Below are 25004 nucleotides of genomic sequence, written 5' to 3' on the forward strand. Positions count from 1 at the left end.
GCCGTCGAGCGGCTCGCATGGCTGGCCGTACCCCACCGGGACCGAGAGGTCACAACCCTATCCACCAGGGCTGCAGAAGGGATGGTCCTCTAGTGAGCAAGGAACCCGTGGCCGTCGTCGGCGTCGGCCAGACCAAGCACGTGGCCGCCCGGCACGACGTCTCGATCGCCGGACTCGTCCGCGAGGCCGCCGGGCGGGCCCTGGACGACGCCGAGTTGACCTGGTCCGACATCGACGCCGTGGTCATCGGCAAGGCGCCCGACTTCTTCGAGGGCGTGATGATGCCGGAGCTGTACCTGGCCGACGCGCTCGGCGCGGTCGGCAAGCCCATGCTGCGGGTGCACACGGCGGGCTCGGTCGGCGGATCGACCGCGCTCGTGGCCTCCAACCTGGTCGCCGCCCGCGTGCACAGGACCGTGCTGACCCTGGCCTTCGAGAAGCAGTCCGAGTCCAACGCCATGTGGGGCCTTTCGCTGCCCGTGCCGTTCACGCAGCCGCTGCTCGCCGGGGCCGGCGGCTTCTTCGCGCCGCACGTACGGGCCTACATGCGGCGCACCGGCGCCCCGGACACGGTGGGTTCCCTCGTCGCGTACAAGGACCGGCGCAACGCGCTGAAGAACCCGTACGCGCACCTCCACGAGCGCGACATCACCCTGGAGAAGGTCCAGGCCTCGCCGATGCTGTGGGACCCGATCCGCTATTCCGAAACCTGCCCGTCCTCCGACGGGGCCTGCGCGATGATCCTCACCGACCGGGCGGGCGCGGCCCGTTCGCCCCGGCCGGCGGCCTGGGTGCACGGCGGCGCCATGCGCAGCGAGCCGACCCTGTTCGCGGGCAAGGACTTCGTGTCGCCCCAGGCGGGCAAGGACTGCGCGGCCGACGTGTACCGGCAGGCCGGCATCGCCGACCCGCGCCGCGAGATCGACGCCGTCGAGATGTACGTGCCGTTCTCCTGGTACGAGCCGATGTGGCTGGAGAACCTGGGCTTCGCCGCCGAGGGCGAGGGCTGGAAGCTCACCGAGGCCGGCGTCACCGAACTCGACGGCGACCTGCCCGTGAACCCGTCGGGCGGCGTCCTGTCCACCAACCCCATCGGCGCATCCGGCATGATCCGCTTCGCGGAGGCGGCCCTCCAGGTGCGCGGCCTGGCGGGCGAACACCAGGTGGACGGGGCCCGCAAGGCGCTCGGCCACGCCTACGGCGGCGGCTCTCAGTTCTTCTCGATGTGGCTGGTCGGCGCCGAACCGCCCACCCGCTGAGAGCCGTACGCGACGGACGGGCCGCGGTACTCCTTCCGTGGCCTGTCCGTCACAGCGGGCGATCGCTAGTCTGGCCCCGGACGACAGAACCGGGGAGGAGCACGGACGTGGACACCACCACCCAGCACACCTTGCAGGCTCTTGCGGGGCACACCCGTTCCGGCTGGGACAAGCCGGAGCTCGATCTCAGCAAGGCCGAGTGGCAGTCGAGCAGTCAGGGCGCGGGGGACGTCCAGATCGCCTTCGTCGAGGGCTTCATCGCGATGCGCAACAGCGGCAGCCCGGGCAGCCCGTCGCTGATCTTCAGCCCCGCCGAATGGCGGGCCTTCGTGATCAACGCCCGGGACGGGGAGTTCGACCTCACGTAGCGGCTCTCCTCGCCCGGAGATCCTGGAGCGGAGCAGTGCGCGCGGCCGACCGTCGCCCCCGGGGCGGCGGCTCCGGACGCGCGCACCGCGCTGCTGGGGCCGCAAGGGGCCGGTCAGTCCCGCAGGGACGAGCGGGCCGAAGAGGCCGCTGGAGTCCTCAACGACCTTTCCGCTCACGCCAGTTGAGCAGTCGCTCCTCTCAGCCCTCGGCGGCCTGCTCCGGGAACAGCTGGGCCCAGGGCCGCTGGCGGCCCTCGCTGACGGCGGCGATGCCCGCCTCGCCGTACCGGGCGGTCTCCAGGGACCAAGCCAGATTGCCGCTCATCAGGGCCCGCATCCCGTCGACGTAGTCGTCCACCTGAGCCCTCGCCCGCTCGGGCAGCGAGGTCTTGTCGAGCCGGACGCCGAGCTCGGCGGTCAGCTCCTGGAAGCGGGCGATGCGGGAGTTGGCCGTGGCGGCCACCCGCCGCACGGCCTGGTCGAGGGTGCACATCTCCTGTCGGAGCAGGATGATGACGCTGTTGTTGACGTCGCCCGCGGCCAACTCCTTGTCCACGGACACCATGTCGTTGACGAAGATCACCACATCGGCCGTGATCTCCCGCATCTCGGCCAGCGGCTCCCCCTCGTGCAATTCCCTGGGCAGCGTGTAGCCGCCGCAGCGCTCCACGAGGTCCAGGCAGGGCTGCACGCCTATGGAGTCCCGTCGGCCGCGCAGGAACCCGGGCAGCGACAGAGTGCCGTTGCGGGTCCGGTTGAGCGCCTCCCAGTGATAGGCCGTCAGATACTCCCGCCAGTGCGCGCGGAAGCGGTCCTGCCACAGCAACGGGGCGCCCGCGGTGACCCGTTGCCACAGATCACGGAAGCTTTCGGCGAGCCGGTTCGTCGCCTCGCCCGGCACCGGCGGCTGGTCACCCATGGTGCGAAGCACCGTGTCGATCTGGCGGAGCACGACGTCGGGCCGTTTGCCGAGCGGGCCGTCGAACTGGTCGTCGAAGACGAAGAACCACGCGTTGAGGTCCGTCGCCAGTGCGAGATGCGCGTCCGAGGCGTCCGGATAGAAGTACGCCATCAGGCGTTCCAGGCCCATCGAGTCGTACTCGGCCGTCGCCTGCTCGCCCGCCAGCATGCCGAACTGATGGAGCCAGTCCAGCGTGTGCTTCCGGGCAAGGTCGTGCCGGGGATGACGGCGAGGCGGAAACGGAATGTCGACGGAACCGGTCCGCGTCCGGGCCGACCGGACTCTGCCAGTGCTGCCCATGTGGCACCGCCTCCTTAGTGCTCCGTACGTCTTTCAATCATCAACGGGGCCGCGGCCCGGGAGAAGTCGTGTTGCGCCGGAGCCCGACAGCGCACAGGGGGCGTGCGCAGCGCCCCTTGGCGCCCCTCATTGACACTCCGACCCCGACCGTCCACGGATTCAGCCAACGTAAAGGGTCAAGGAGGAGACGGAAGTCGGTTATTCATGTCACGGTACGTGTCCGGGGGCGTAGGCTCGGTGCTACTGCCAGAAGGGGACCGCTGTGGCGGAGACGAGGGGCCGGGGCGGAGTTCCGCGCCGGATGCTCTTTGAGCGCGACGAAGAACTGCTGCTGTTCGACGGCATGTTGAACGACCTGTGCGGCCGCGCGGGCGAAGGGAGCGCGCCCAACGGCGGCCTGCTCGCCATCGCCGGAGCGGCAGGCCTGGGCAAGACGACACTGGTGGCCGAAGTGCGCCGCAAGGCCGCGGCCCGCGGCTGCACCTTGCTGGCCGCGCGCGGCAGCGAGCAGGAAGAAGGCGTGGCCTTCCACGTCGTACGCCAGCTCGTGCAGCCGGTGCTCGCGGCATCGAGCGAGGCCGAACACCGCAAAATACTGGGGAGTTGGTACGACATCGTCGCGCCCGCGGTCGGCCTGGTCGCGGGCCAGAGCGGGGTCGCACCCGACCCACAGGGCGTCCGGGACGGCCTCGACTGGCTCGTCACCCGCTTCGCCGTCCAGTACGCACCCGTGGTGCTCGTCGTGGACGACGCGCACTGGGCCGACGAGGAGACGCTGGCCTGGCTGAGCTCGTTCGCGCTGCGCGCCTCGGACCTGCCGCTGCTGATCGTCGTCGCCTACCGGCCCGAGGAACTGCCGCGCCACGCCACCGAGTTCCGCAGGCTCGCCACGCGGCACGGCTCGCGTCCGCTCGACCTCGCGCCGTTCACCCCGGCCGCCGTCAGTGACCTGGTGCGTGACGTGCTCGGCGAGGGCGGCGACGAACTGTTCGCGCGCGAATGCTGGGCACTGACCGCGGGCAACCCCTACGAAGCCGTCGAACTCATCGCGAGGATCCGCGACCGCGGCATCAAACCGCAGTACGTGAACGCCACCGAACTGCGCGAGCTGGCCTCCGCCGTGCGCGGCAGCGGCCTCATCGAGCGTCTCGAACGGCTCGGCCCGTCCGCGTTCCGGCTCACCTGGGCCGTCGCCGTGCTCGGCACCGACGCCGACCGCGAAATGGCCGCGGGCGTCGCGGGACTCGGCGCCGAGGAAATGGCCGACGCGGTCAACCGGCTGCGCGAGGCCCGCATCCTGGCCCCGCAGGGGGACGGCCCCGGACGGCTCGACTTCTTCCACCCGCTCGTCGGGACCGCCGTCTACCGCGCCATCCCGGCCGCCCTGCGCGTCGCGATGCACGGCCAGGCCGCCTTCGCCGTCACCGAGGCCGGACTCGGACCGACGTCCGCGGCCCGGCACATCCTGGAGATGCACCCCGAGAACGACCGGTGGGCGGTGCGCCAGCTGCGCGCCGCCGCCCGCGACTACCTGCGGGCGGGCGCACCCGACGCGGCGAGGCGCTGCCTGGCCCGCGCGCTGCGCGAACCGCCCGCCCTGGAGGAACGCGCGGAGGTGCTCTTCGAGCTGGGCTGCTCGGCACTGCTGAGCGAGCCCGCCACCACCGTCAACCACCTCAAGGCGGCCCTCGAAGAGAGCGAACTCGCCCCGGAACTGCGCGAAGCCGTCACCTACCGCCTTGCCCAGGCACTGGCTCACACCGACCGCATGGGCGAGGCCGCGGCCATCGTCGCCGCCGAGGCCAAGCACGCCACCAACGCCCGCACCCGGCTGCGCATGCAGGCCGAGACGTTCCAGTGGAACGCGTTCCGCGCCGACGAGGAGGACTCCCCGGCCCGCTCGCGCAGCCTCGCCCGGCTCGCCGATCACCTCAACGGCCGCGGCAAGGCCGAGCGGTACATCCTGGGCCTGCGCGCCTGGGACGCCATGGTGCGCGGCGAACCCGCCGAGACCGCCCTGCGCTACGCCGAGGAGGCGCTGGAGGGCGGGCTGCCCTGGACCGACGACAACTGGGGCTTCGAGGTCCCGGTCATGGTCGCGCTCGTCTTCATGTATTGCGACCAGCCCGGCCGCGCCGACGAGCTGTTCAACCAGGGCATCGCCGACTGTGAACGCAAGGGCTGGCGCGGCGCCCACCTGTCCTTCGGCCTGACGCTGCTCGGCTACATCAAGTTCCACCGCGGCCGGCTCGCCGAGGCCGAGGACCTGGTGCACAGCGGACTGCGGATCGCCGACCGGGTCGGCCAGCAGATCCCCGCCCAGTGGTTCGCGCTCGGCATCCTCATCGAGATCCTGCTCGCCCGCGGCCGCATCCAGGAGGCCCAGGAACTCTCCGACACCTACAACTACGGCCAGGTCGTCCCGGGCGCCGTCGTCTACCCCGACTCCGAGACCGTCTACAGCGAGCTCCTGATCGCCCGGGGCCTGCGCACCGACGCCGAGGCACGGCTGCGGGCGGTCGGCCGCAGGCTCGAACCGCGCGGCATGCGCAACCCCATGTGGTGCCCGTGGCGGCCGCTCCTGGCCCAGACGATCGCCCACACCGATCCCGGCGAGGCCGCCGACATCGCGCAGGAGGCGGTGGACATCGCCCGCCGCTTCGGCACCCCGGGCGCCATCGGCCGAGCCCTGCACGCGGCGGCCAAGGTGGCCTCCGGCGCCGACAGCCTGGCCCTGATGGCCGAAGCCGTCCGCCAGCTCGAACGGTCCCCGGCCGCCTACGAGCTCGCCCAGGCCCTGGTCGACCACGGCGCGATGCTCAGTCGCGCCGGGCTGCCCCAGGACGCCGCCGACCTGCTCATGCGCGGACTGGAGAGCGCCGCGCTCTGCGGTGCCGACGCCCTGGCGGCACGGGCCCGCGAGGAGCTCGCGGCCTCCGGCCTTCGCCCGCTCCAGCTGCGCGCCGTCGACTCCGACTCGCTCACCTCCCAGGAGAAGGCGGTGGCCGAGCGGGCCGCGCAGGGCTGGGAGAACAAGCGGATCGCGGAGGAGCTGAGCATCAAGGAGCGCACCGTGGAGCTCCTGCTGTCCGGCGCCTTCCGCAAGCTCGGCACCGACCGCAGCGGCCTGGCCGGGCTGCTGCCCCACCAGACCCGGGGCTCCGGCGTCCGAGGAGTGCCCGGCGCCTGAGAACCCGGGTCCGAACCCCACCGGACGGCCCCGGCCCCGAGCCACCAGCTGGCAGGGGAGCCGGGGCCGCGCCGTACGGCGGCCGGTGCGGACGCCCTGCCCGCGCGGGCCCGCCGACCCGCCCAGGCCCCCGGGCCCGGCTCCGCCCGACCGCCCCGGGCACGTACCATTGACGGCATGTCCTTCCTCCGCCGCCGCAGCGCCGCCACTCCCGCGGGCCCGGACTTCGATGTCCTGGCCATGGACCCGGGAGACTGGCCCGGCAACCTGGGCGCCGGCCTGCTGCCCGCCCCCGACGGCAGCTGCCAGGGTGTCTTCCTGCGCTACGACCTGTTCGGCGGGCGCGGCCCCGCGATGATCATCGGCAATCTGCCGGAGGGCTCCCCGGCCCGCGAGATGGCCGAGGGACAGGTCCCCTTCGAGGTCGCCCAGCTGCTCGTGGCGCTGGAGAACGACGAGCCGATCGAGGTCGTCAGCACCGAGGACATGCCGGTGATGCAGGGCGACAACCTCCTCATCGTGCGCCGCCTCAAGCTCTCCGAAAGCCGTATCTCCTGCGTGCAGTTCGACCGCAGCGACAATGTCCTCGTCACGATCGCCAGCTGGGACCGGCCGATCACCGACGACCTGTACGCCCTCCTGAAGCCGCTGCCCGCGGAGCTCTTCCAGCAGAACTGAGCCACACACCGGCGTTTCGCCGCACAGCCCGGCACCTTCCGTCCAAGGTGCCGGGCTGCTGCACGTCGTCCCCGACCGTGAACCGGCCCCGCCCCACGGCCCGTTGACCGGTCCCGCCACCAGCAGGTCAGACGCCCTGCCAGAGGTCTGGGCCACTGATACAAGTCAGCGCGCCCGAGGGGTACTTGACGAGCCGTCATCCCGGGTCACACAGTGTCCCGCGCGTACCCACGCGCCGCACGGCGAGAGAGCCCATGCACCTCCCGGCAAGAAGGGTTGTCCATGACGTCCAAGCAGAGGATCAGACTCGCGCTCGCGACCGCGACGGCCGGCGCCCTGGGCCTCGCCCTGGCCCCCGCCTCACCGGCGAGCGCGGCCGCGGGCGGCACCGAATGCCCCCGCGTCCTGAAGTGTGACTGGGTTCCGGCGGCCTACCAGCAGACCGGCGACCCGGCCAACAAGGAGGCGTACGGCAGCTACGACCTCTCGGACCGCCCTCACACCAACAAGATCAAGTACATCGTCCTGCACGACACCGAGGAAACCTTCGCCACCACCCTGAAGATCTTCCAGGATCCAACGCGGGCCGCCTCCGCCCACTATGTCGTGCGCTCCAGTGACGGCCACGTCACCCAGATGGTGAAGACCAAGGACGTCGCCTGGCAGGCCGGCAACTGGTACATGAACTCCGAGTCCATCGGCATCGAGCAGGAGGGCTACGCCACCGAGGGCGCCACCTGGTTCACCCCCGAGATGTACCGCTCGACGGCGGCCCTGGTGCGCTACCTCGCCGCCAAGTACGACATCCCGCTCGACCGCCAGCACATCCTCGGCCACGACAACGTGCCGCCCACCACCCAGTCCGGCACCGCCGCCATGCACTGGGACCCGGGCCCGTACTGGGACTGGAACCACTTCATGACCCTGCTCGGGAGACCCGCCGAGCCCACCGGCCGCCCGGGCGGCCAACTGGTCACGATCAACCCGCAGTTCAAGCAGAACCTCCAGGCCGTCCGGGACTGCGAGAAGAACATCGACCTGCCCGTGCAGCCCTCCAGCGCGGTCCCGCTGCACACCGAACCCTCCACCACCGCCCCGCTGTTCGCCGACCCTGGGCTCCACCCGCCCGGCCAGCCCGGCACCAACTGCGCGGGCGACTGGGGCAGCAAGATCAGCGCCACCCAGCAGGCCGTGGTCGCCGGCCGCAAACCCGGCTGGACCGCGATCTGGTGGTACGGCCAGAAGGCCTGGTTCCAGAGCCCCGAGCACACCCGCACCACCACCCCGACCGCCGGCTACGTCGTACGCCCCAAGCCGGGCCTGACCGATGTGCCGGTCTACGGAACCGCCTACCCGGTGGCCCGCGACTACCCGGCGGACTTCACGGCGCCCCGCGTGAGCGCCCCGCTCGGCTACACCATCAAGGCCGGCCAGTCCTACCCCGGCGGCGAGCCGACGCCCGCGGGCTACTACTACGCCCCCACCATCGACTCGTCGTACCCCTACGACCACACGTACTTCCCCGGCAGCACCCGCTTCGTGACGGTGCAGATCGGCCACCGGATCGCCTTCGTGAAGGCCTCGGACGTGGACGTCGTCCGGGTGCGCTGACGCACGACAGCGCGCTGCGCGCCCAGTGTGTCGGCACTGGACGCGCAGCACGCTTCCCCCTCTGCCCGGCGGTCAGCGCGTCCCGACCGCCGCCCGCACGGCTCGCCGCGCCAGCGCGCAGTCGTCGTGCAGCCTGCGCAGCAGCAGCCGCTGCTGCTCCCCGGCGGACAGCACACCCGGCGGGGGGTTCTGCGCCGGGCTCGCCGGTGCGGCGTCCCGCATCGTGCGCTGCACCGCCGTCTCGTACGTCCTGATCTCGCGGGTCAGCACGAGCATCAGGTTCACCAGGAAGGCGTCCCGCGAGGCGGGGCCCGCCGCCTGAGCGGCCTGGCTGATCCGCCGCCGCTCCATCGGGGCGTCGCCGAGGACCGCCCACAGCGTCGCCAGGTCGTACCCGGGCAGGTACCAGCCCGCGTGCTCCCAGTCGACCAGGACCGGACCGGCCGGTGAAAGCAGGATGTTGGAGAGCAGCGCGTCACCGTGTGAGAACTGCCAGTCGACCCGGCCGGACAGGGCCAGACCGTGCACCAGTTTCTGAAGGTCACTCAGATCCCGGTCGGTGAACAGGCCGAGCTCGTGGTAGCGGGCGATCCTCGGCGCGTAGTCCAGCGGCCTGCCGAACATCTCGGCGGGCGGCCGCCAGGCGTTGATGCGCCCGATCGCCCCGAGGGCGGCCCTGACATCGGCACGCGGCGGAGCCTCGACCGGGTGCCGTTGCAGGGCCGCCGCCCGGCCCGGCATCCGCTCGATCACCAGGGTGCAGTTGTCGGGGTCGGCGGCGATCAGCCGCGGCACCCGCACCGGTGGGCGGTGCCGGACGAAGGCGCGATACGTAGCTATTTCGTGCCTGAACCGCTCGGCCCAGGCGGGGGAGTGGTCCAGTAAACACTTGGCGACGGCCGTCGTGCGTCCTGTCGTGCCGACGATCAGCACCGAGCGTCCGCTGTGCCGGAGCACCTGCACCGGATTGAACTCCGGACAGATGCGCTGCACGGAGGAGATCGCGATGCGCAGCTGCGCGCCCTGCGGGCCGGACAAGTCGATTCTCCCGCTGAGCGGCTGCGTGCCCGCCCCGGGCCGGCGCGGCATCCGGGCCGCACCGTAGGCCGACCCGGCGTGGGTGGGATCGAGGTACGGTCCGCCACCCGCCCCCAGAGGACGGTGCGGCCGGGGCGGCGCGGACACGGAGGACGATGCTGTGTACATGGGGTGACAGATCCCTTCGTGTGCCGACAAGTTGCGTGCGCTACCCGTCCCGGTGGCCGAGCCGCACCCTGGGGAATGGGGTCCGGCCCCCGGGTCGGGGTGGCGCTCTCTTACCTGACACCCGGCCGCGGGTGGCACACCATCTGGCGTGCCCTGGCGAACCGTGGCGAATACTCGCGCCGCATCTGACAGGGGGATTACTGTCAACTCAGCCGAGAACCTGGGGGCTTGACGTGAGCGGACAACCCAACACCCGCCTGAACGACCTGTTCGGCCTCGCCGGCTGGTCCAAGGGCGAACTCGCGAGAATGGTGAACCGGCAGGCGGCGGCCATGGGCCACCCCCAACTGGCGACCGACACCTCGCGGGTGCGGCGTTGGATCGACATGGGGGAGACCCCGCGCGATCCGGTGCCCAGGGTGCTGGCGGCGCTGTTCACCGAGCGACTCGGCCGTGTCGTGACCATCGAGGACCTCGGGTTCGACCGGCACGGGCGCGCTGGAAAGCGGAACAACGTCAGGAACACGAAGAATCCGGACGGCCTTCCGTGGGCGCCCGAACGGACGGCAGCGGTCCTCACCGAATTCACGGGAATGGACCTCATGCTCAACCGACGCGGTCTGGTGGGCGCGGGCGCCGCGCTCGCCACCGGCTCCGTACTCAGCAGCGCCATGCACGACTGGCTGCACACCGACCCCGTACTCTCGGCCGACGCCCCCCGCCTCCACGACCCCCTGCACGCCGATCCCGCCGGGTTCGACCGCTACGAGGCCGCCCCCATCGGATCGCAGGAGATCGACGCCCTGGAGCGTTCGGTCGAAGTGTTCCGTGCCTGGGACGCCTCGCGCGGCGGCGGGCTCCAGCGCAAAGCGGTGGTGGGCCAGCTCAACGAGGTGGGCGGCATGCTCGCCTACCGCCACCCCGACCACCTCCAGCGGCGCCTGTGGGGCGTCGCCGCCAACCTGGCTGTCCTCGCGGGCTGGATGTCCCACGACATCGGCCTCGAACCCACCGCGCAGAAGTACTTCGTCATCGCCGCGCACGCGGCCCGCGAGGGCGGCGACCGCCCGCGCGCCGGCGAAGCCCTCTCGCGGGCCGCCCGCCAGATGGTCCACCTGGGCCGTCCCGGCGAAGCCCTCGACCTCATGAAGCTCGCCAAGTCCGGTTCGGGCGAGGAGACCCTGCCGCGCACCAAGGCGATGCTGCACACCATCGAGGCGTGGGCGCAGGCGTCCATGGGGCGCGGCCAGGCGATGCGCCGCACCCTCGGCGAGGCGGAGGAGCTCTTCGTCTCCGACAAGGGCGATGTGCCGCCGCCCAGTTGGATGCAGATGTTCGACGAGGCGGATCTGCACGGCATGGAAGCCCTGGCCTTCCGTACGCTCGCCGAGCACGATCCGGCGGCGGCCACCATCGCGCAGCGCCACGCCAAGCAGGCGCTTGAGCTGCGGGTGGGCGGACGGCAGCGCTCGAAGATCTTCGACTACATCTCGCTGGCCTCGGCCTGCTTCATCGCCGACGACCCGGAACAGGCGGACCGCTACGCCCGCCTGGCGCTGGTGTCGATGGGGGAGACCTCCTCGCACCGCACCTGGGACCGGCTCCGCGAGATGTACCGGCTCACCGGCCAGTACGCGAGCTACGCCAAGATCCAGGATCTGCGGGAGGAGATCGAGCTGGCGCTGCCCCAGGCGCCGGCGAAGCGGAGCCGGATCGCGGACATCTAGAAGGGGGTTGTACGCCCGACGCGTACAACCCCCGGGCCCCCCTCGGGCCGTTCCTCCGCCTGTGCGTCAGGGCCCGATGCGGGCCACCAGCACACAGGCGTCGTCCTCGCGCTCGTGCTCGCCGAACTCCTCGACGATCATCCGCACGCAGTCCTGGGCTGTGCGGCCGCCGTCGAAGAGCGGGGCGAGTTCGAGCAGTCGGCGCTGTTCCGACGCCTCGGACGCGCCCCGCCGGGTCAGCCCGTCGGTGCCGAGGACGAGCAGGTCGCCCGCCTGGAGCGTGACCTCGGCCTGGCCGTAGGACGCCCCGTGGGTGGCGCCGAGCAGCACCCCCTCCGGTGCGCCGAGCGCCCGCCCCGTCCCGTCGCGGAACAGCAGCGGGGCGGGGTGGCCCGCCTGGGACCAGGTGAGCCTGCGCCCGGCGGGTTCGTAGCGACAGCAGACCGCGCTGCCCAGGGCGGGCTGCACGGTCGTCTCCAGAAGCTGGTTGAGGTGGCCCATCAAAGGGCCCGGGCCGATGCCCGCGACGGCCATTCCGCGCAGTGCGCCGAGCAGCATCGCCATGGCGCCGGTCGCCGTCACACCGTGCCCCGTGAGGTCGCCGACGGTCAGTAACGAGGCCCCGTCGGGGAGTTCGAGCGCGTCGTACCAGTCGCCTCCGATGAGGGCGCTGGAGGAGGACGGCAGATAGTGCGCGGCGATGTCGAGCGCGCCGGGGCCGCCCTGCGGGAGTCGCAGGGAGCCGCGCCACGGTGGCAGTACGGCTTCCTGCAGCTCGACCGCGAGCCGGTGCTCGGTCTGGGCGATGTGGCGTTGGCGCTGCAGACAGTCGCGGCTCTCCCGCACGGCTCGCTGACTGCGCCGCAGCTCGCTCACGTCGCGCAGGACGGCCCACATCGAAGCGGTGCAGCCGTCGGCGTCGAGCACCGGTTCGCCCATCATGTGGAGCGTGCGGACGCTGCCGTCGGTCCGTACGATCCGGAACTCCCCGTCGATCGGCCGGCCGTCCACCAGGGCGCCGGTCACCATCGAGGTCAGCAGGGCCTGGTCGTCGGCGAACACCATGGTGGGCAGTTCGTCGAGCGACAGGCCGCCGCTCTCGGGCGACCGCCCGAAGATCTGGAAGAGCTCCTCGGACCAGCTCACCGCGTCGGTCAGCAGGTTCCATTCGGCGCTGCCGACCCGGCTGAGCAGGGTGTCGGCGCCCGGGTCGTCGCTGAACGCGCTCTCGACGGCGAGTGCGGCCGCGTCCTCCTCCTCGGCGCTCAGCCCCTCGCGCAACTGGTCCAAGTGCGAGCCCAGGTCGTCGAGTTGATGGACCGCCAGGTCGCACAGGGCGCGCTGCCAGCGGCCCTGCGCGTCGTCGTCGTCCACGAACGCGTCGCGGCGCACCGCGTCCACGCCCCCGCGCAGCCGACGGGTCTGCGTGATCAGTGCGTCGACCGTGCCCCGCTCGGGCGGTTGTGGAGCGGGACGGTCCGCGAACAGATGGGACGGCATGACGTTCTCCGATGCGGCCGCGGTAGTGCCTGGTCTGATGAAGTGGACCGGTAACGACTGTTGCACAGGGAGCGATGCCCCGTAAGGGATTTGGCAACACTCGATACGGTGGTGCTTTTGGCATATGCCAAAGGCGAGCGGTTTCGCCTGTCGTGAGCGGGGGTTACCGCCGGGCATATGCGGCTGGTCCGATCGGCGGGCCTTCTCGCGCGGCGGCCGGCCGGCGCCGCTGCCGAGCCGCGGACTAGGCCTGCGCGGAGGCCGATTGGCGCGGCCGGAGGGTGAGCGCGGCCGCGCAGAGCACGGCCCCCACCGCGCCCGCCGCGGCGGGCGACCACCAGTCGACCAGGGACGTGCCGGCCGCCCCCGCCACGACGGCCACCAGGCGTCCCGCCACCCAGTGGTCCGCCTCCCGCACCTCCCGCTTCGCGAGCCGCCCCGCGAGGCCCGTGAACGTACCCGTGAAGTACGTGGTCGGAGTGCCCCACGCCCGCGCCTGCACCCCCATCGCGAGGGCCGCCGCGAGCAGCAGCACCAACTGCGAGCCGAGCGAGCGCCCGAGCCCCAGCGCCCAGCCGGCCGCCGTGAGCGCGAGCAGTACGGTCTGGGCCGCGAGCAGCAGCCGGGGCGCGAGGCGGTGGGCGCCGAGGGCGGCTCCGGCCGCGCCGAGGGCGTACCCGAGCAGCGCGGTCAGGGCGCGGGGCACCGCCTCGCGGTCCCCGGCGCCCACCGATGCGCCGACCAGGACGAGGTTGCCGGTCATGACCCCCGCGAACACTTTCCCCAGACAGAGGAAGGCGAACGCGTCGGTGGCCCCGGAAGCCGCGGAAAGGACAAGGAGGAACTTTTCGTCGGACCGGGCGGCAGAAGTTGTCGTGATCGCGGAACTCATCAGCGCATTCTCGTCTCCTTAGCAGAACGGAGGCGGCAGGGACCCGACCCCGTGGCAAGTCCACGACAAGAGTCCACTACGGTCCCTGTGAGTACACCGGTCCGCGCGCGTCGCGGGCCTCACGGGAGGAAGAGCATGAAGATCGACTGGGACCGGCGCACCTGTGCGCGCCGCGGCCACGTGACGTACGCGCCGCAGGAGGACGTGCTGCGCGACCGGTTGCGGGCCGACACCGGTCTCGGCGAGGCCTGGCGCTGTCTGCGCTGCGGAGACTTCGCCCTGGGCGCGCCGCACGGCTCCGGGCCGGCCGACGAGGCGCCGCTGGTACCGCGCGGAAAGGTCCTGCGCGATCTGTTCATCCTGCGCTTCCTGGCCGTCGAGCGGGCCGTGCGCGGCGTGTTCATCGTCCTGGTGGCGCTCGCGGTGTGGAAGTTCAGCAACAGCCAGGACTCGGTGCGCCAGTTCTTCGACGAGTACCTCGACGTGTTCCGGCCGGTCTTCCGCCACTTCCACTACGACCTCGACCACTCGCCGGTCGTCGGCACCATCCAGAAGACCTTCGACTACAAGCACTCCACGCTGGTGATCGTCGCGGTGGCGCTGCTCGTGTACGCGCTGATCGAGATCGTCGAGGGCGTCGGCCTGTGGCGGGCCAAGCGCTGGGCCGAGTACCTCACCGTCGTCGCCACGGCGATGTTCCTGCCCCTGGAGATCTACGAGCTCACCGAGAAGATCAGCTGGGTGAAGATCGCCACCCTGACGATCAACATCCTCGCGGTCCTCTACATCCTGCTCGCCAAGCGCCTGTTCGGCCTGCGCGGCGGGTTCGCCGCGTTCGAGGCGGAACGCCACAGCGCCTCGTTCATCGAGGTGGAGACGACGGCGGGCGTCGCGGCGCACCGCTGAGGCGTACCGATCTCTTGTCGGGTACAGATACAGACAGCGTGCGGCAGGTCCGCCGCACCGAGCGTCCCTGGGGGATGACAACCATGAACGAACCGCACTCCACGCCCACTTCGCGGACCGGCCGGGGTCCGCTGCGCCGCGCCGCCGTGCTGCTCGCCCTGCTGCTCGGCACCGCCCTGGTGGCGGGACCGGTCGCGGCCGAGGCCGCACCCCGTACCACGGTGGTGGCCTCGACCGCCCAACAGGCCACCTCCGTACGGGACTTGGCGCAGCCGGTCCAGGCGGCGGCGCAGGCCGGCCGGCACACCGTCGCGGGCAAGTCCAGCGTCCTCGCGTCGAAGAAGTCCAAGTCCAAGAAAAAGAAGAGCAGCTTCTTCAAGAAGCTCGGGATCTTCCTGCTGATCCTGGTGATCCTCTTCATCGCGTTCGTCGTGTTCGTGATCTGGTTCATCGTGAGCCGGCTGCGCAGGCGCCGCGACCGGCACTGAGCACTCAGTCGCCGGGCCGCTGACGCATCCGCTGCCCGACCGTTCCGCCGTCGGTCTCCCACCAGGGCCGTACGAGCTCGGTGTCCTCCGGCCGTCCCGCGATCGGGGCGGCCGGAGCCAGTTCCACGTCCAGGCGGCGGTCGAGCACGACGCGCTGGGCTCGGTCGGCACGCGACCACTGCACCAGGATCGCGAGCAGGAACGGCAGCGACACCAGCTCCGCGATGGTGATCATCGCGCCGCCGCCGAGCTGCTGGTCACGGTGGACGTCGGGCGCCCAGGCGGGTGCGTGGTGGAGGTACCAGGAGCCCGCGATCAAGGTGCTGTGGGTCATCACCACGATGCCGGGCACGGCGTCGATCAGGCCGTCGACGAAGACGAGCGCGGCCCGCACCGGGTGGCTGCACCAGGCGGGCAGGGCCTCCTCGCGGGTGAGCACCGGCAGCACGAACAGACTCCCGGCGAGCAGCAGCTGGAGGTACATCAGCTCGTGCAGCGGGCCGTGGCGCAGCGCGGTCTCGAAGTACGGCGTGAAGTAGATGCACAGCTCGGAGGCGAGCACCAGGCCGGTGCTGACCAGCGGGAAGGTGAGGAAGCGGACCAGGCGCCCGCTCATCGCACCCTTCAGCCGGCCGGCCCCCCGCTCGGGCAGCGCGAGCACCCCGAGCCGCAGCGGGTCGCCGAGCGCGAGGCCCAGCGGCGCGATCAGGTCGAGCAGGACGTTCTGCACGGCGGCCGGCCAGAACAGCTCGGTGTCGTACACCGCGAGCGCCGACATCGTGGCGACGGCCAGGCTGCCGAGCCCCAGGAACACGAAGGCCGCGATGCGCGGCAGCGGCCAGCGCTCGCCCCGGCGGCGCAGCCGCAGCACGCCCCAGCCGTACAGGCCGCCCAGGACGACGATCAGCAGCAGCGCCGCCGCGTCCGGCTGCCACACCGACAGCAGTCGCCCCGTCGTCAGCTCGGGCAGGCCGCCCGCCGCCTCGCTCAGCGTCATACCGGACATCCGGCTCGATCTCCTCACCGGCCCGTGACGTACGACGGGCCGCCAACACGCTAGACCCGCCGCTCCGGGGCTCTCGCACCGGCCCCCGCGGGCGCTCGGCCGAAGGTATGGATTCGGCCGAAGAACGTGTAGACGTCATAGGTGCCCGAGGCATGTAGTGGAGATCGGCAAGACGGAACCCTTCGCTTGCGAGGTCTACATGACAGGCAGCAACACCAGCGTCAACACGGACCACACCGCCACCGACACCGGCAGCGTCGCCTTCCCGCAGGACCGCAGCTGCCCCTACCAGCCGCCCACCGCATATCAGCCGTTGCGCGACGAGCGACCGCTCGCCCGCGTCCGGTTCTACGACGGCCGCACCGTGTGGATGGTCACCGGGCTCGCCGAGGCGCGCGCCCTGCTCGCCGACCCGCGGCTCTCCTCCAACCGGGAGAACCTGGCCTTCCCGTCGCCGACGGCCCGCTTCGCCGCGATCACCAGGCGGCGCACCGCGCTGCTCGGCGTCGACGACCCCGAGCACGCGACCCAGCGCCGGATGCTCATCCCGAGCTTCACCCTCAAGCGCACCGCCTCACTGCGGCCGCAGATCCAGCGGACCGTCGACGAGCTGCTCGACCGGATGATCGAGCAGGGGTCGCCCGCCGACCTGGTCAGCGCCTTCGCGCTGCCCGTGCCGTCCATGGTGATCTGCGCGCTGCTCGGCGTCCCCTACGAGGACCACGAGTTCTTCGAGGGCCAGTCCCGCAAGCTCCTTCGGGGGCCGGAGACCGCCGACGTAGAGGCGGCCCGCGACGCGTTGGAGGACTACTTCGTCCGCCTGATCGACCGCAAACAGAAGGAACGCGGCGACGGGCTGCTCGACGAACTCATCGAGCAGCGCCTGAACGAGGGGACGCTGGACCGCCAGGAACTGGTGGATTTCGCCACCATCCTGCTGGTCGCGGGCCACGAGACCACCGCCAACATGATCTCGCTGGGCACGTTCACGCTCCTCCAGCACCCGGAACAGCTGGCCGAGCTGCGCTCCGAGGCGGCGCTCGTGCCGGCCGCGGTCGAGGAACTCCTGCGCTATCTGTCGATCGCCGACGGGATGCTGCGGGTGGCCCTGGACGACATCGAGATCGGCGGCCAGACCATCCGGGCCGACGAGGGCGTCGTCTTCTCGACGTCGATCATCAACCGGGACAACGCCAGCTACGAGGCCCCCGACCAGCTGGACTGGCACCGCACCAGCCGCCACCACGTCGCCTTCGGCTTCGGCATCCACCAGTGTCTGGGCCAGAACCTGGCGCGGGCGGAGATGGAGATCGCGCTCCGCTCCCTCTTCGACCGGCTGCCCGGCCTCCGCCTGGCGGTGCCCGCCGACGAGATCCCGTTCAAGCCGGGTGACACCATCCAGGGAATGGTCGAACTCCCCGTCGCCTGGTAGCGCGGCAGGGGCCGACGGAAAGGAGCCGCACATGCGGATCAGCATCGACAAGGACGTCTGCATCGGCGCGGGGCAGTGCGCGTTGACCGCCCCGAGCGTCTTCACCCAGGACGACGACGGGTTCAGCGCGCTGCTGCCCGGCCGCGAGGACGGCGGCGGCGACCCCCTGGTCCGCGAAGCCGCCCGGGCCTGCCCGGTGCAGGCCATCACCCTCCACGACCAGCGAAACACCCTTAACGACTAGCGAAACGTCCGGTTTCGGTCACTCCGAGCCGGTGATCATCCGCTGCACAGCCGGCGCGTACAGATCCGCCAGCTGCTCGGGCGTGGCGCGTTCCCCGGCGCCCGGCCGGTGCAGGCTGAGGGTCGCGCCCAGGCCCAGCAGCAGACCGGCGATCAACTCGGCCCTCAACTCGCTGTCCCCGCCGCGCAGTTGACCGGCCAGCCGGGACGTGACCTGCTCGCGGAACCGCTCCCGCAGCAGTGTCCGTTCATCCACGTTCCCCAGCGAGAACACTGCCCGCAAAAGCGGATCCCCCTGATCCTCGCGCCGCATCCGCACCATCGTGAGGACCAGGTGCCGCCCGAGCCCCTCAAGGGGCGCCGCGAACAGCGCGTCGGCGGCGGGCTCGAAGTCCGCGACCGTGTGGAAGAGCCGCTCCTTGCTGCCGAACCGCTTGACGATGAGCGAGGCGCTGACCCCCGCGTCGGCGGCGATCGAACGCATCGTGACCTCGGCGTACGGGCGCAGCGTGAACGCCCGGCGGGCCGCCCGCAGGATCGCGTCCCGGCCCGTCTCCGTGTCGCCGCCGGTGGCAGGCTGCCCCGTCATGCGCTCTCCTCGGCCGTCGTACGTCCCGTCGCGGCCTCGGCGCGGTCCGCCCCGACGGTACCGGTGGCGGGGGCGGTGCGGCCCGGCAGGAACAGGGTTGCGACCAGTGCGGCGAGGGCCGCGCCCGAGGCGATCAGGAACACCAGGAGATAGGCGTGGAGCGTCGGTGCGGTGTGCCCGCCGGCCTGGAAGGTGACGTTCGCCAGGACCGCGGCCACCACCGCGCTGCAGCAGGCCTGGCCGACCGAACGCATCAGGGTGTTGAGCCCGTTCGCGGCGCCCGTCTCGCTCACCGGGACCGCGCGCATCACCAGGGCCGGCAGCGCCGAATAGGCGATCGCGGTGCCGCAGGACACCACCGTGGCCCCGGCGATGATCAGCGGCAGGCTGTGGCTGGTGAAGAACCGCACCCCGTAGCCCACCGCCATGACGGCGGCCGCCAGCGCGAGCGCGGCCTTCGGGCCGTACTTCGCCGAGATCTTGGCCGACACCGGGGACAGCGCCACCATCGCGAGCCCGCCCGGCAGCAGGCAGAGCCCGCTGACCACGATGGACGCGCCGAGCCCGTACCCGGTGGCCTTCGGCTCCTGCACCATCTGCGCCGTGACCAGCGAGTTGGCGTAGAAGGCAAAGCCGATCAGGAGGGCCGCCACATTGGTGAGCAGCACCGCGGGCCGCGCCGAGACCCGCAGGTCCACCAGCGGCGAGCGGGTGCGCAGTTCGTACGCGCCCCACAGCGGCCAGATCACCACGGCCGCGCCGAGCAGGGCGAGAGTGCGCGGCGAGGTCCAGCCCCAGTCGGCACCCTGGGTGATGGCCAGCAGCACCGCGACCAGCGCCGCCGAGAGCCCGAGCGCGCCCACGGCGTCGAACCGGCCGCGCGAGCGCAGCGGCGACTCGGGCACGCACCACAGGACCAGGGCGATGTCGAGCACCCCGAGCGCGGCCGACGCCCAGAACATGGTGTGCCAGTCGAAGTGCTCGACGACCAGCGCCGCGACGGGCAGTCCCACGGCCGCGCCGATGCCCAGCGTCGAACTCATCAGGGCCACCGACGAGAGCACCTTCGCGGGCGGCAGTTCGTCCCGCATGATGCTGATGCCCAGCGGAATCACCGCGAGCGCCGCCCCTTGCAGGGCGCGGCCCGCGATCAGGATCCCGATGTGCGAGCTCACCGCGCACATCACCGAGCCCGCCGTGAGCACCCCGAGCGAGACGAGCAGCAGCTTTCGCTTGCCGTACATGTCACCGGCCCGGCCGAGCACCGGCGTGAAGACCGCCCCGGTGAGCAGCGTGACCGTGACCAGCCAGCTCGCCGCGGCCGGGGTGCTGCCGGTCAGCGCGGGCACATGCGGAAGCAGCGGCACCACCAGCGTCTGCATGACAGCCACGACCACGCCGCAGAACGCGAGGACCCCGACGAAGAAGCGGGGGCGCGGCGGGTCGGTGGCCGCGGGTATCGCTGGGGGCATGACTCTCCGTATGACTGGAATGAGGGCAGGGGTGTACGTCCGTTCACCCCCAGGGTAAACGCTTGTGCACCCCCTGTTGCCCACCGGGGCGGTCTCTCCTCGGGGTCAGTCCTTCGCGCTCCGGTGCCTGCGGTAGTGCCGGGCGGCGCGGGCCCGGTTCCCGCAGGACGGCCCGGCCGACCGCGACCAGCCGCCGGGCCTCGCCTTCCACGTCCTGGGCGAGGGCCGACGGCTGACCACGCACTACCGCGTGGTGATCTAGCCCCGCACCGCGGGCTGCGGCAACGGCGTGCCCGCGCACGTCGTGTCCTTCGCGGGCAGCGTGCCGTCGAGGAGGTAGTTCTCGACGTAGCCGTCCGCGCACGCGTTGCCGGTCTGGAACTGGCCGTGATCGCCGTCGTCCACGGTGATCAGGCGTGAGCCCGCAAGTGCGCGATGGGCGCGCAGCGCGCCCTCGTAGTAAGCCGCCGGGTCGTGCGTCGAGTTGAGCATCAGGACCGGCGGCAGCCCCTTCCCGGTCACCTTGATGTGCGGCGCCTTCGACCGCGGCCAGTTCGCGCAGACGGCGGCGAACGTCAACTCCCTTGCCCCGGCAAGGGGGTTGACGCGCGTTGCCTCGGCGCTCTTGGCCACCCAGTAGCCGCTGTCGCGCGTCCACGACGTGTCGCCGCAGGTGACCGCGAAGAAGTCGGCGAAGTAGTTGGCACCCATGAGGTGTTGGAGCTGCTCGGCGACCTTCTTCTTCGCGTCCGCCGGAGCGCTGTCGGGGTGTTCGAGCAGGCCCATCAGTGAGGCGAAGTCCCGGAACCTGTCGCCCGCGTTGTACATCGCGTTCGTGGCGGCGGCGTCGAGGTGGTTGGGTGTGATCACGGTGCCGTCGAGGTCGAGCGGGTGGTCGTGCAGCGAGGCCCGCAGCCGCTCGTAGGACGCCTTGGCCTCGGCGGGGGTGCGGCCCTGGTGGTAGGTGGCGTCGTTCTTCGCCAGCCACGGCAGGAAGTCCTGCTCGAACCGGCGCTGGAAGCTCATCGGCTGCCCCGTCAAGAACGACTCCCAACTGCCGGCGAAGTCGACGTTGCTGTCCAGGACGACCCGCTCGACCCGGCGCGGGAACTCGGTCGCGTAGTACGCCCCGAGGACGGTGGCGTAGGACGGCCCGTAGTAGGACACCTTGTCCGCGCCGAGCAGCGACCGGTACAGATCCATGTCGTGCACCGCCTGGTCGGTGGTGATGTACGACAGCAGGTCACCCGAATTGCGCTCGCAGTCCGCGACGAAGTCACGAGCCCTGTCGAACGTGGCGCGCAGCGCCTGCGGTGAACGGTCCCGCAGGTCCCCGCTGTTGAAGAAGCCGTCGACCTTGTCCTGGTCCGAGCAGACCACGTTGGTGCTCGCCCCGACCCCGCGCTGGTCGAAGCTGACGACGTCGTACGCCGCCGAAAGCTTCGGGCTGTGCTCGGTCAGGTTGGCCGGGCGCTGGTAGCCCGAGGAGCCGGGCCCGCCCGCCGCCATCATGAGCACGCCCTGCCGCTTGGCCGGGTCGGTCGCCCGGTGCCGGGACACCTGGATGCTGAGGCTCGGCCCGGCGTCGGGGTGGTACCAGTCGCGGGGCACGGCCATCGTGGCGCACTCCAGCGTGCCGGACACGCACGGCTGCCAGTCGAGCCGCTGGAGGCGGTAGCGGTCGGGCACGGGCGGGGTGGTGCTCTTCGCGGCGGCGCTCGCCGCACCGGCCGGCAGGGCCGCCGCGGCGAGCAGCCCGCACGCGGCGGCCGCGGCCCAACGGGCCGGCTTCCTGAACAACTGCATGTGTTTCTCTCCCCGTTGGGATCGCTCGCCTTGCGGTGAATCGGTCGAACAGATCGTCCACCGCCCGGGACCCCTGCCGCGATCCGGTCACCACCCGGATCGGGGGTGGCACGAATGCCACCCCCGAGGTGGTTCAGGGACCCGTCGGCGGGAACGGCACGGCCTTCAGGACCGGCAGCAGCTTCTCCTCCTCGTAGATCAGGTGAGCGGTCAACTCCTTTGTCATAGCGTCTAGTTGGGTGCGGAAGTCGAAGGGGTCGGCCGTGCTGAGCGTGTCGAGCAGTGCGACGAGGCCGCCCTGGATGCGGGCCACCGTCTCGTGCTCCTCGCGCAGCCGCTCCAGGGCGTCGCCCAGCGCGGGGTGGTACTGCGCGAGCCCCGGGAACATGTGGTGGTCCTCGGCGGTGTGGTGGAACTCCAGCGCCTGGCAGAACGCCAGGCAGTGCTGACGCAGTTGGAGGCCGAGCCCCGGAGCCGGGGCGTCGCCCGGGCCCTCGTGCGCGGCCCGCGCGGTGAAGTACGCGTCGGCCTCGGTGGCGACGTGCCGCAGCTGGGTGCGCAGCCAGGTGTGCACCTCCATGAGCTTGTCGGCCAGGTTGGTGACCTCGCGCGGTGCCTCGGGTCCGGGCTCCGGCCGCTCCAGAACCACGACCGGCAGGGTCCGTTCGGTCCCGGCCTGGTAGTCGCCGTATCCGGGCAGCACCCGCACGATCCGCGCGAACAGCCGCTCGCGGCGCGCCCCCTCGGCGGGTACGGCGATCGCTTCGAACTGCTCGGCGCCGAGTTCCACCCGCACCACGGGACGGGCCAGCAGGTTGTGGTACCAGTCGGGGTGGCTCGGCGCGCCGAGGTTGGAGCCGACGACCATCAGGCGGCCGCCGTCCCGGACGTAGGCCAGGGGGACGGTGTGCGACTCACCGGACTTCGCGCCGGTGGTGGTCAGCAGGAGCAGGTCGCCGCCCTCGAAGGGGCCGCCGACCTTTCCGGCGTTGGCCCGGAACTCCTCGATGACGCGCTGGTTGAAGGACATGGTCATGCGGTGTGGGATCTCCCAAGAATCAAGGTGTGTGGATGCTCGCGATGTGGCGCGGCAACGCCGTCCCCGGCACGCGCGGCGGTGGACGGTCGCCGAAAGGGGCGGCGGCCGTCACGAAAGGCGGGGCGTATCCGGGTCGTCGCACGGCGGTGCGGGGCGCCGCTCGGGACGGGTGGACGACGTGCGCGGAGGCTGTCGTCAGGCGGGGGATGCGGAGTGTGAACTCATGACACGGTCCCTCGAAAAGGGTGTCCGCCCGACTGCCGGCCGGCCCACTGCTCTTTGACCGGCGTCACGCGACACGCGGGCCATTACAGCCAGCCGCGCTCCACGGTGTCAACCCCGCGGCCCGGCACGGCTCCGGCCGGTCATGCCTGCGCCAGCGTGTTCCAGAACATCGACTCGTAGGTCTGGAGCAGCCGCCCGTAGTGCGCCCCGCTGCCGACGCCCTCGCCGTGCTCGTCGTCCGAGCCGGCGGCGACCGCCGCGACAGCCTGCTGTTCGAGCTCGGGGGCCGGGCCCGCGAAGAAGTCGAAGAACCCGCACGCCTGGTCGGTGAACCCGTACCGGGTGCGCAGCGCCGCGGCCACCCGCGCGCAATAGCCGCCCCAGGCGGCGAAGTTGGCGGTCAGCGCGAGGGCCACGCTCGGCGGTTCGCCGTTCAGCGCCAGCCACGCCACATACGCCGGATAGGCCTGGCAGCCCGCCTTCGTCTCGTACTGGCCGATGGCCTGCGGGGTGAGCCCGCAGGCGCTCTCGTACGCGCCGAGCCGTTCGAGCGCCAGCGTCTCGCCCACCACGAGCGAGCCGAAGAACTCCGCGCACGCCGTGCCCCTGCCCGAGCGTTCGGCCAGGAGCTCGAAGGCGCGCCGGTCGGAGGCGATGATGTGGCGCTGCTCCAGGGCGAGCCCGGCGAGCGCGGACAGCGGTGCGGTCCCGGCCTCGACGAGCGGCACGAGCAGATTGTCGTCCGCCGCGGGGGCGAGCGCGGCCGACGTCGCCGCGATGATGTCCTTGGCCGTGCGCGTCTGACGAGTCATCAGGGACCCTCTTCGCAAGAATGCCGGTGCGGTCCCGTCCAGCGTCTCACGCGGCCCCGCCTTCGCGTGCTCACCAGGTGACGGGCAGCCCGCGAAGGCCGCACACCCGGCTTCCCGTCGTCCAGGTCAGCTCCTCGGCCGGGACGGCGAGCGCGAGCCCCGGCAGGCGTCGTACGACCGCTTCGAGGGCGGTCCGGACCTCCACCCGGGCGAGATGCGCGCCGAGGCAGAAGTGCGGCCCGTGGCCGAAGGAGAGGTGCTTGCTGTCGGTGCGGCGGATGTCGAACCGGCCGGGCTCGGGAAACCGTACGGGGTCGTCATTGGCCGCCACCATCGGGGCGAGCACCGCCCGGCCCCGGGCCACCGCGGCGCCCGACGGCAGCGTCACATCCGCCGTCGCCACCCGCAGCAGCGCCCCGTGGCCGGGAATCTGCAGGCGCAGGATCTCCTCGACCGCGTCCGGCAGCAGTCCCGGATCGGCCCGCAGCGCGGCGAGCTCGGCCGGGTGGCGCAGCAGGGTGAGGACGCCGCGCGCGATGACGTGGGCGGTGGTCTCGTGGCCCGCGACGATCAGCCCGCACACCATCCGCACCAGCTCCGCCTCGCTGAGCCGGTCGCCCTCGTCGCGCGCCTCGATCAGCGCGTCGACGAGGTCGCCGCCGGGCGCCCGGCGGTGCTCGGCCACCAGGGCCTCGGCGTACGTCCCGAACTCGGCCAAAGCCCGCCGCCGCTCGTCGGCCGCGGCCGGCGTCAGCGAGAGCAGGGCGTCCGACCAGGCCCGGAAGAGCCCGCTGTCCTTCGCGGGCACCCCTAGCAGCCGGCAGATCACCTCGACGGGCAGCGCGAACGCGTACGAGGCGAGGAGATCGGTCGGCGGCCCCGCATCGACGATGCCGTCCAGGAGCTCCTCGGCGATGGCGCGCACCTGCGGGCGCCGGGCCTCCGCGCGGCGCGGCGTGAACGCGCCCTGCACGATGCGCCGCAACCGCGCGTGCTCGGGGCCGTCCATGCTGGTCAGCGCGCCCGGATCCGCGCCAAGCGCGTCGCCGGGCAGCATCCGGGGCGCGCCCGGGTAGCGGAGGTCGCGCGAGAAGGACGCGCCCGCGAGCACCTCGCGGATGTCGTCGTACGCCGTGGCGAGCAGCACCTCGTCGCCGCTGGGCAGCGTGACGGGCCCCAGCGGACACTCCGTACGCCGCCGCCGGTACTCCTCGGGGCAGCCGCCCAGCGGACCGGGCGGGAAGGGGAACGACCCGCTGTCGTGCGGGGGTTGCGACACCTCGGCCATGACGGC

At 71.9% G+C, this 25004-nt stretch carries 21 protein-coding genes and 1 pseudogene; 11 read left to right on the top strand and 11 right to left on the bottom strand.

The window, feature by feature from the left end; all coding sequences use genetic code 11:
• The first annotated feature begins 92 nt into the window (after nt 1-92).
• Nucleotides 93-1259, top strand: a complete 1167-nt coding sequence (locus ADK54_RS18325; RefSeq protein ID WP_053726720.1) for a thiolase domain-containing protein — start codon at nt 93-95, stop codon at nt 1257-1259.
• A 131-nt stretch (nt 1260-1390) separates the two neighbouring features.
• Nucleotides 1391-1627 (top strand): DUF397 domain-containing protein, encoded by a 237-nt coding sequence (locus ADK54_RS18330; RefSeq protein WP_053726879.1) that lies wholly within the window; start codon nt 1391-1393, stop codon nt 1625-1627.
• Between the two features lie 199 nt (nt 1628-1826).
• Here the strand turns inward: ADK54_RS18330 and ADK54_RS18335 are convergent, their stop codons facing one another.
• Nucleotides 1827-2888 (bottom strand): isoafricanol synthase, encoded by a 1062-nt coding sequence (locus ADK54_RS18335; protein ID WP_053726721.1) that lies wholly within the window; start codon nt 2886-2888, stop codon nt 1827-1829.
• A gap of 301 nt (nt 2889-3189) precedes the next feature.
• Here ADK54_RS18335 and ADK54_RS18340 point away from each other — a divergent pair, with 301 nt between their 5' ends.
• From ADK54_RS18340 to ADK54_RS18350, 3 genes are all read left to right on the top strand, one after another.
• Nucleotides 3190-6078 carry an ATP-binding protein gene (locus tag ADK54_RS18340; RefSeq protein WP_053726722.1) on the top strand — a complete coding sequence of 963 codons (2889 nt, stop codon included), beginning with the start codon at nt 3190-3192 and terminating at the stop codon, nt 6076-6078.
• A gap of 177 nt (nt 6079-6255) precedes the next feature.
• On the top strand, nt 6256-6756 hold the full coding sequence (locus ADK54_RS18345; RefSeq protein ID WP_053726723.1) for a hypothetical protein: 501 nt from the start codon (nt 6256-6258) through the stop codon (nt 6754-6756).
• Between the two features lie 282 nt (nt 6757-7038).
• Nucleotides 7039-8367, top strand: a complete 1329-nt coding sequence (locus ADK54_RS18350) for an N-acetylmuramoyl-L-alanine amidase (RefSeq protein WP_053726724.1) — start codon at nt 7039-7041, stop codon at nt 8365-8367.
• Nucleotides 8368-8439: 72 nt separating this feature from the next.
• Here the strand turns inward: ADK54_RS18350 and ADK54_RS18355 are convergent, their stop codons facing one another.
• The gene (locus ADK54_RS18355; protein WP_078966457.1) at nt 8440-9573 is read right to left on the bottom strand and encodes an aminoglycoside phosphotransferase family protein; all 1134 of its coding nucleotides are present in this window, start codon (nt 9571-9573) and stop codon (nt 8440-8442) included.
• A gap of 233 nt (nt 9574-9806) precedes the next feature.
• Here ADK54_RS18355 and ADK54_RS18360 point away from each other — a divergent pair, with 233 nt between their 5' ends.
• Complete coding sequence (locus ADK54_RS18360; RefSeq protein ID WP_053726726.1) at nt 9807-11300, top strand: hypothetical protein; 1494 nt, start codon at nt 9807-9809, stop codon at nt 11298-11300.
• Nucleotides 11301-11366: 66 nt separating this feature from the next.
• Here the strand turns inward: ADK54_RS18360 and ADK54_RS18365 are convergent, their stop codons facing one another.
• Both ADK54_RS18365 and ADK54_RS18370 read right to left on the bottom strand, forming a co-directional pair.
• Nucleotides 11367-12800 carry a PP2C family protein-serine/threonine phosphatase gene (locus ADK54_RS18365; protein WP_053726727.1) on the bottom strand — a complete coding sequence of 478 codons (1434 nt, stop codon included), beginning with the start codon at nt 12798-12800 and terminating at the stop codon, nt 11367-11369.
• Nucleotides 12801-13044: 244 nt separating this feature from the next.
• Nucleotides 13045-13692 (bottom strand): DUF1275 family protein, encoded by a 648-nt coding sequence (locus ADK54_RS18370; protein WP_107090560.1) that lies wholly within the window; start codon nt 13690-13692, stop codon nt 13045-13047.
• Nucleotides 13693-13827: 135 nt separating this feature from the next.
• Between ADK54_RS18370 and ADK54_RS18375 the strand changes: the two genes are divergently transcribed.
• Nucleotides 13828-14598 carry a DUF2127 domain-containing protein gene (locus tag ADK54_RS18375; protein WP_053726728.1) on the top strand — a complete coding sequence of 257 codons (771 nt, stop codon included), beginning with the start codon at nt 13828-13830 and terminating at the stop codon, nt 14596-14598.
• 83 nt (nt 14599-14681) lie between these two features.
• Nucleotides 14682-15086 carry a hypothetical protein gene (locus ADK54_RS18380; RefSeq protein ID WP_053726729.1) on the top strand — a complete coding sequence of 135 codons (405 nt, stop codon included), beginning with the start codon at nt 14682-14684 and terminating at the stop codon, nt 15084-15086.
• A gap of 4 nt (nt 15087-15090) precedes the next feature.
• Here the strand turns inward: ADK54_RS18380 and ADK54_RS18385 are convergent, their stop codons facing one another.
• Nucleotides 15091-16092, bottom strand: coding sequence for a cytochrome c oxidase assembly protein (locus ADK54_RS18385; RefSeq protein WP_420717329.1), 1002 nt, complete (start codon nt 16090-16092; stop codon nt 15091-15093).
• A 199-nt stretch (nt 16093-16291) separates the two neighbouring features.
• Between ADK54_RS18385 and ADK54_RS18390 the strand changes: the two genes are divergently transcribed.
• Together ADK54_RS18390 and ADK54_RS18395 are read left to right on the top strand one after the other, a co-directional pair.
• Nucleotides 16292-17524, top strand: a complete 1233-nt coding sequence (locus ADK54_RS18390) for a cytochrome P450 (RefSeq protein ID WP_053726880.1) — start codon at nt 16292-16294, stop codon at nt 17522-17524.
• 31 nt (nt 17525-17555) lie between these two features.
• Nucleotides 17556-17768, top strand: coding sequence for a ferredoxin (locus ADK54_RS18395; protein ID WP_053726731.1), 213 nt, complete (start codon nt 17556-17558; stop codon nt 17766-17768).
• An 18-nt stretch (nt 17769-17786) separates the two neighbouring features.
• Here ADK54_RS18395 and ADK54_RS18400 read toward each other — a convergent pair whose 3' ends face one another.
• Together ADK54_RS18400 and ADK54_RS18405 are read right to left on the bottom strand one after the other, a co-directional pair.
• Nucleotides 17787-18356, bottom strand: a complete 570-nt coding sequence (locus ADK54_RS18400; protein ID WP_053726732.1) for a TetR/AcrR family transcriptional regulator — start codon at nt 18354-18356, stop codon at nt 17787-17789.
• On the bottom strand, nt 18353-19828 hold the full coding sequence (locus ADK54_RS18405; protein WP_053726733.1) for an MFS transporter: 1476 nt from the start codon (nt 19826-19828) through the stop codon (nt 18353-18355). The genes ADK54_RS18400 and ADK54_RS18405 overlap by 4 nt, the downstream gene beginning before the upstream one ends.
• A gap of 169 nt (nt 19829-19997) precedes the next feature.
• Between ADK54_RS18405 and ADK54_RS47575 the strand changes: the two are divergent.
• Nucleotides 19998-20090: pseudogene (locus tag ADK54_RS47575) on the top strand (phosphodiesterase); the annotation flags it as partial.
• Here ADK54_RS47575 and ADK54_RS18410 read toward each other — a convergent pair.
• The 4 genes from ADK54_RS18410 to ADK54_RS18425 form a co-directional block, all read right to left on the bottom strand.
• Nucleotides 20087-21634, bottom strand: coding sequence for an alpha/beta hydrolase (locus ADK54_RS18410; protein ID WP_053726734.1), 1548 nt, complete (start codon nt 21632-21634; stop codon nt 20087-20089). The pseudogene ADK54_RS47575 and the gene ADK54_RS18410 sit on opposite strands and share 4 nt — an antisense overlap.
• A gap of 133 nt (nt 21635-21767) precedes the next feature.
• Nucleotides 21768-22670, bottom strand: coding sequence for a nitroreductase/quinone reductase family protein (locus ADK54_RS18415; protein ID WP_053726735.1), 903 nt, complete (start codon nt 22668-22670; stop codon nt 21768-21770).
• Between the two features lie 368 nt (nt 22671-23038).
• On the bottom strand, nt 23039-23710 hold the full coding sequence (locus ADK54_RS18420; RefSeq protein ID WP_053726736.1) for a hypothetical protein: 672 nt from the start codon (nt 23708-23710) through the stop codon (nt 23039-23041).
• A 70-nt stretch (nt 23711-23780) separates the two neighbouring features.
• On the bottom strand, nt 23781-24998 hold the full coding sequence (locus ADK54_RS18425) for a cytochrome P450 (RefSeq protein ID WP_053726737.1): 1218 nt from the start codon (nt 24996-24998) through the stop codon (nt 23781-23783).
• Between the last annotated feature and the right edge of the window lie 6 nt (nt 24999-25004).

Origin of the sequence: Streptomyces sp. WM6378, assembly GCF_001279695.1 — a bacterium.
Classification (GTDB): Bacteria; Actinomycetota; Actinomycetes; order Streptomycetales; family Streptomycetaceae; genus Streptomyces.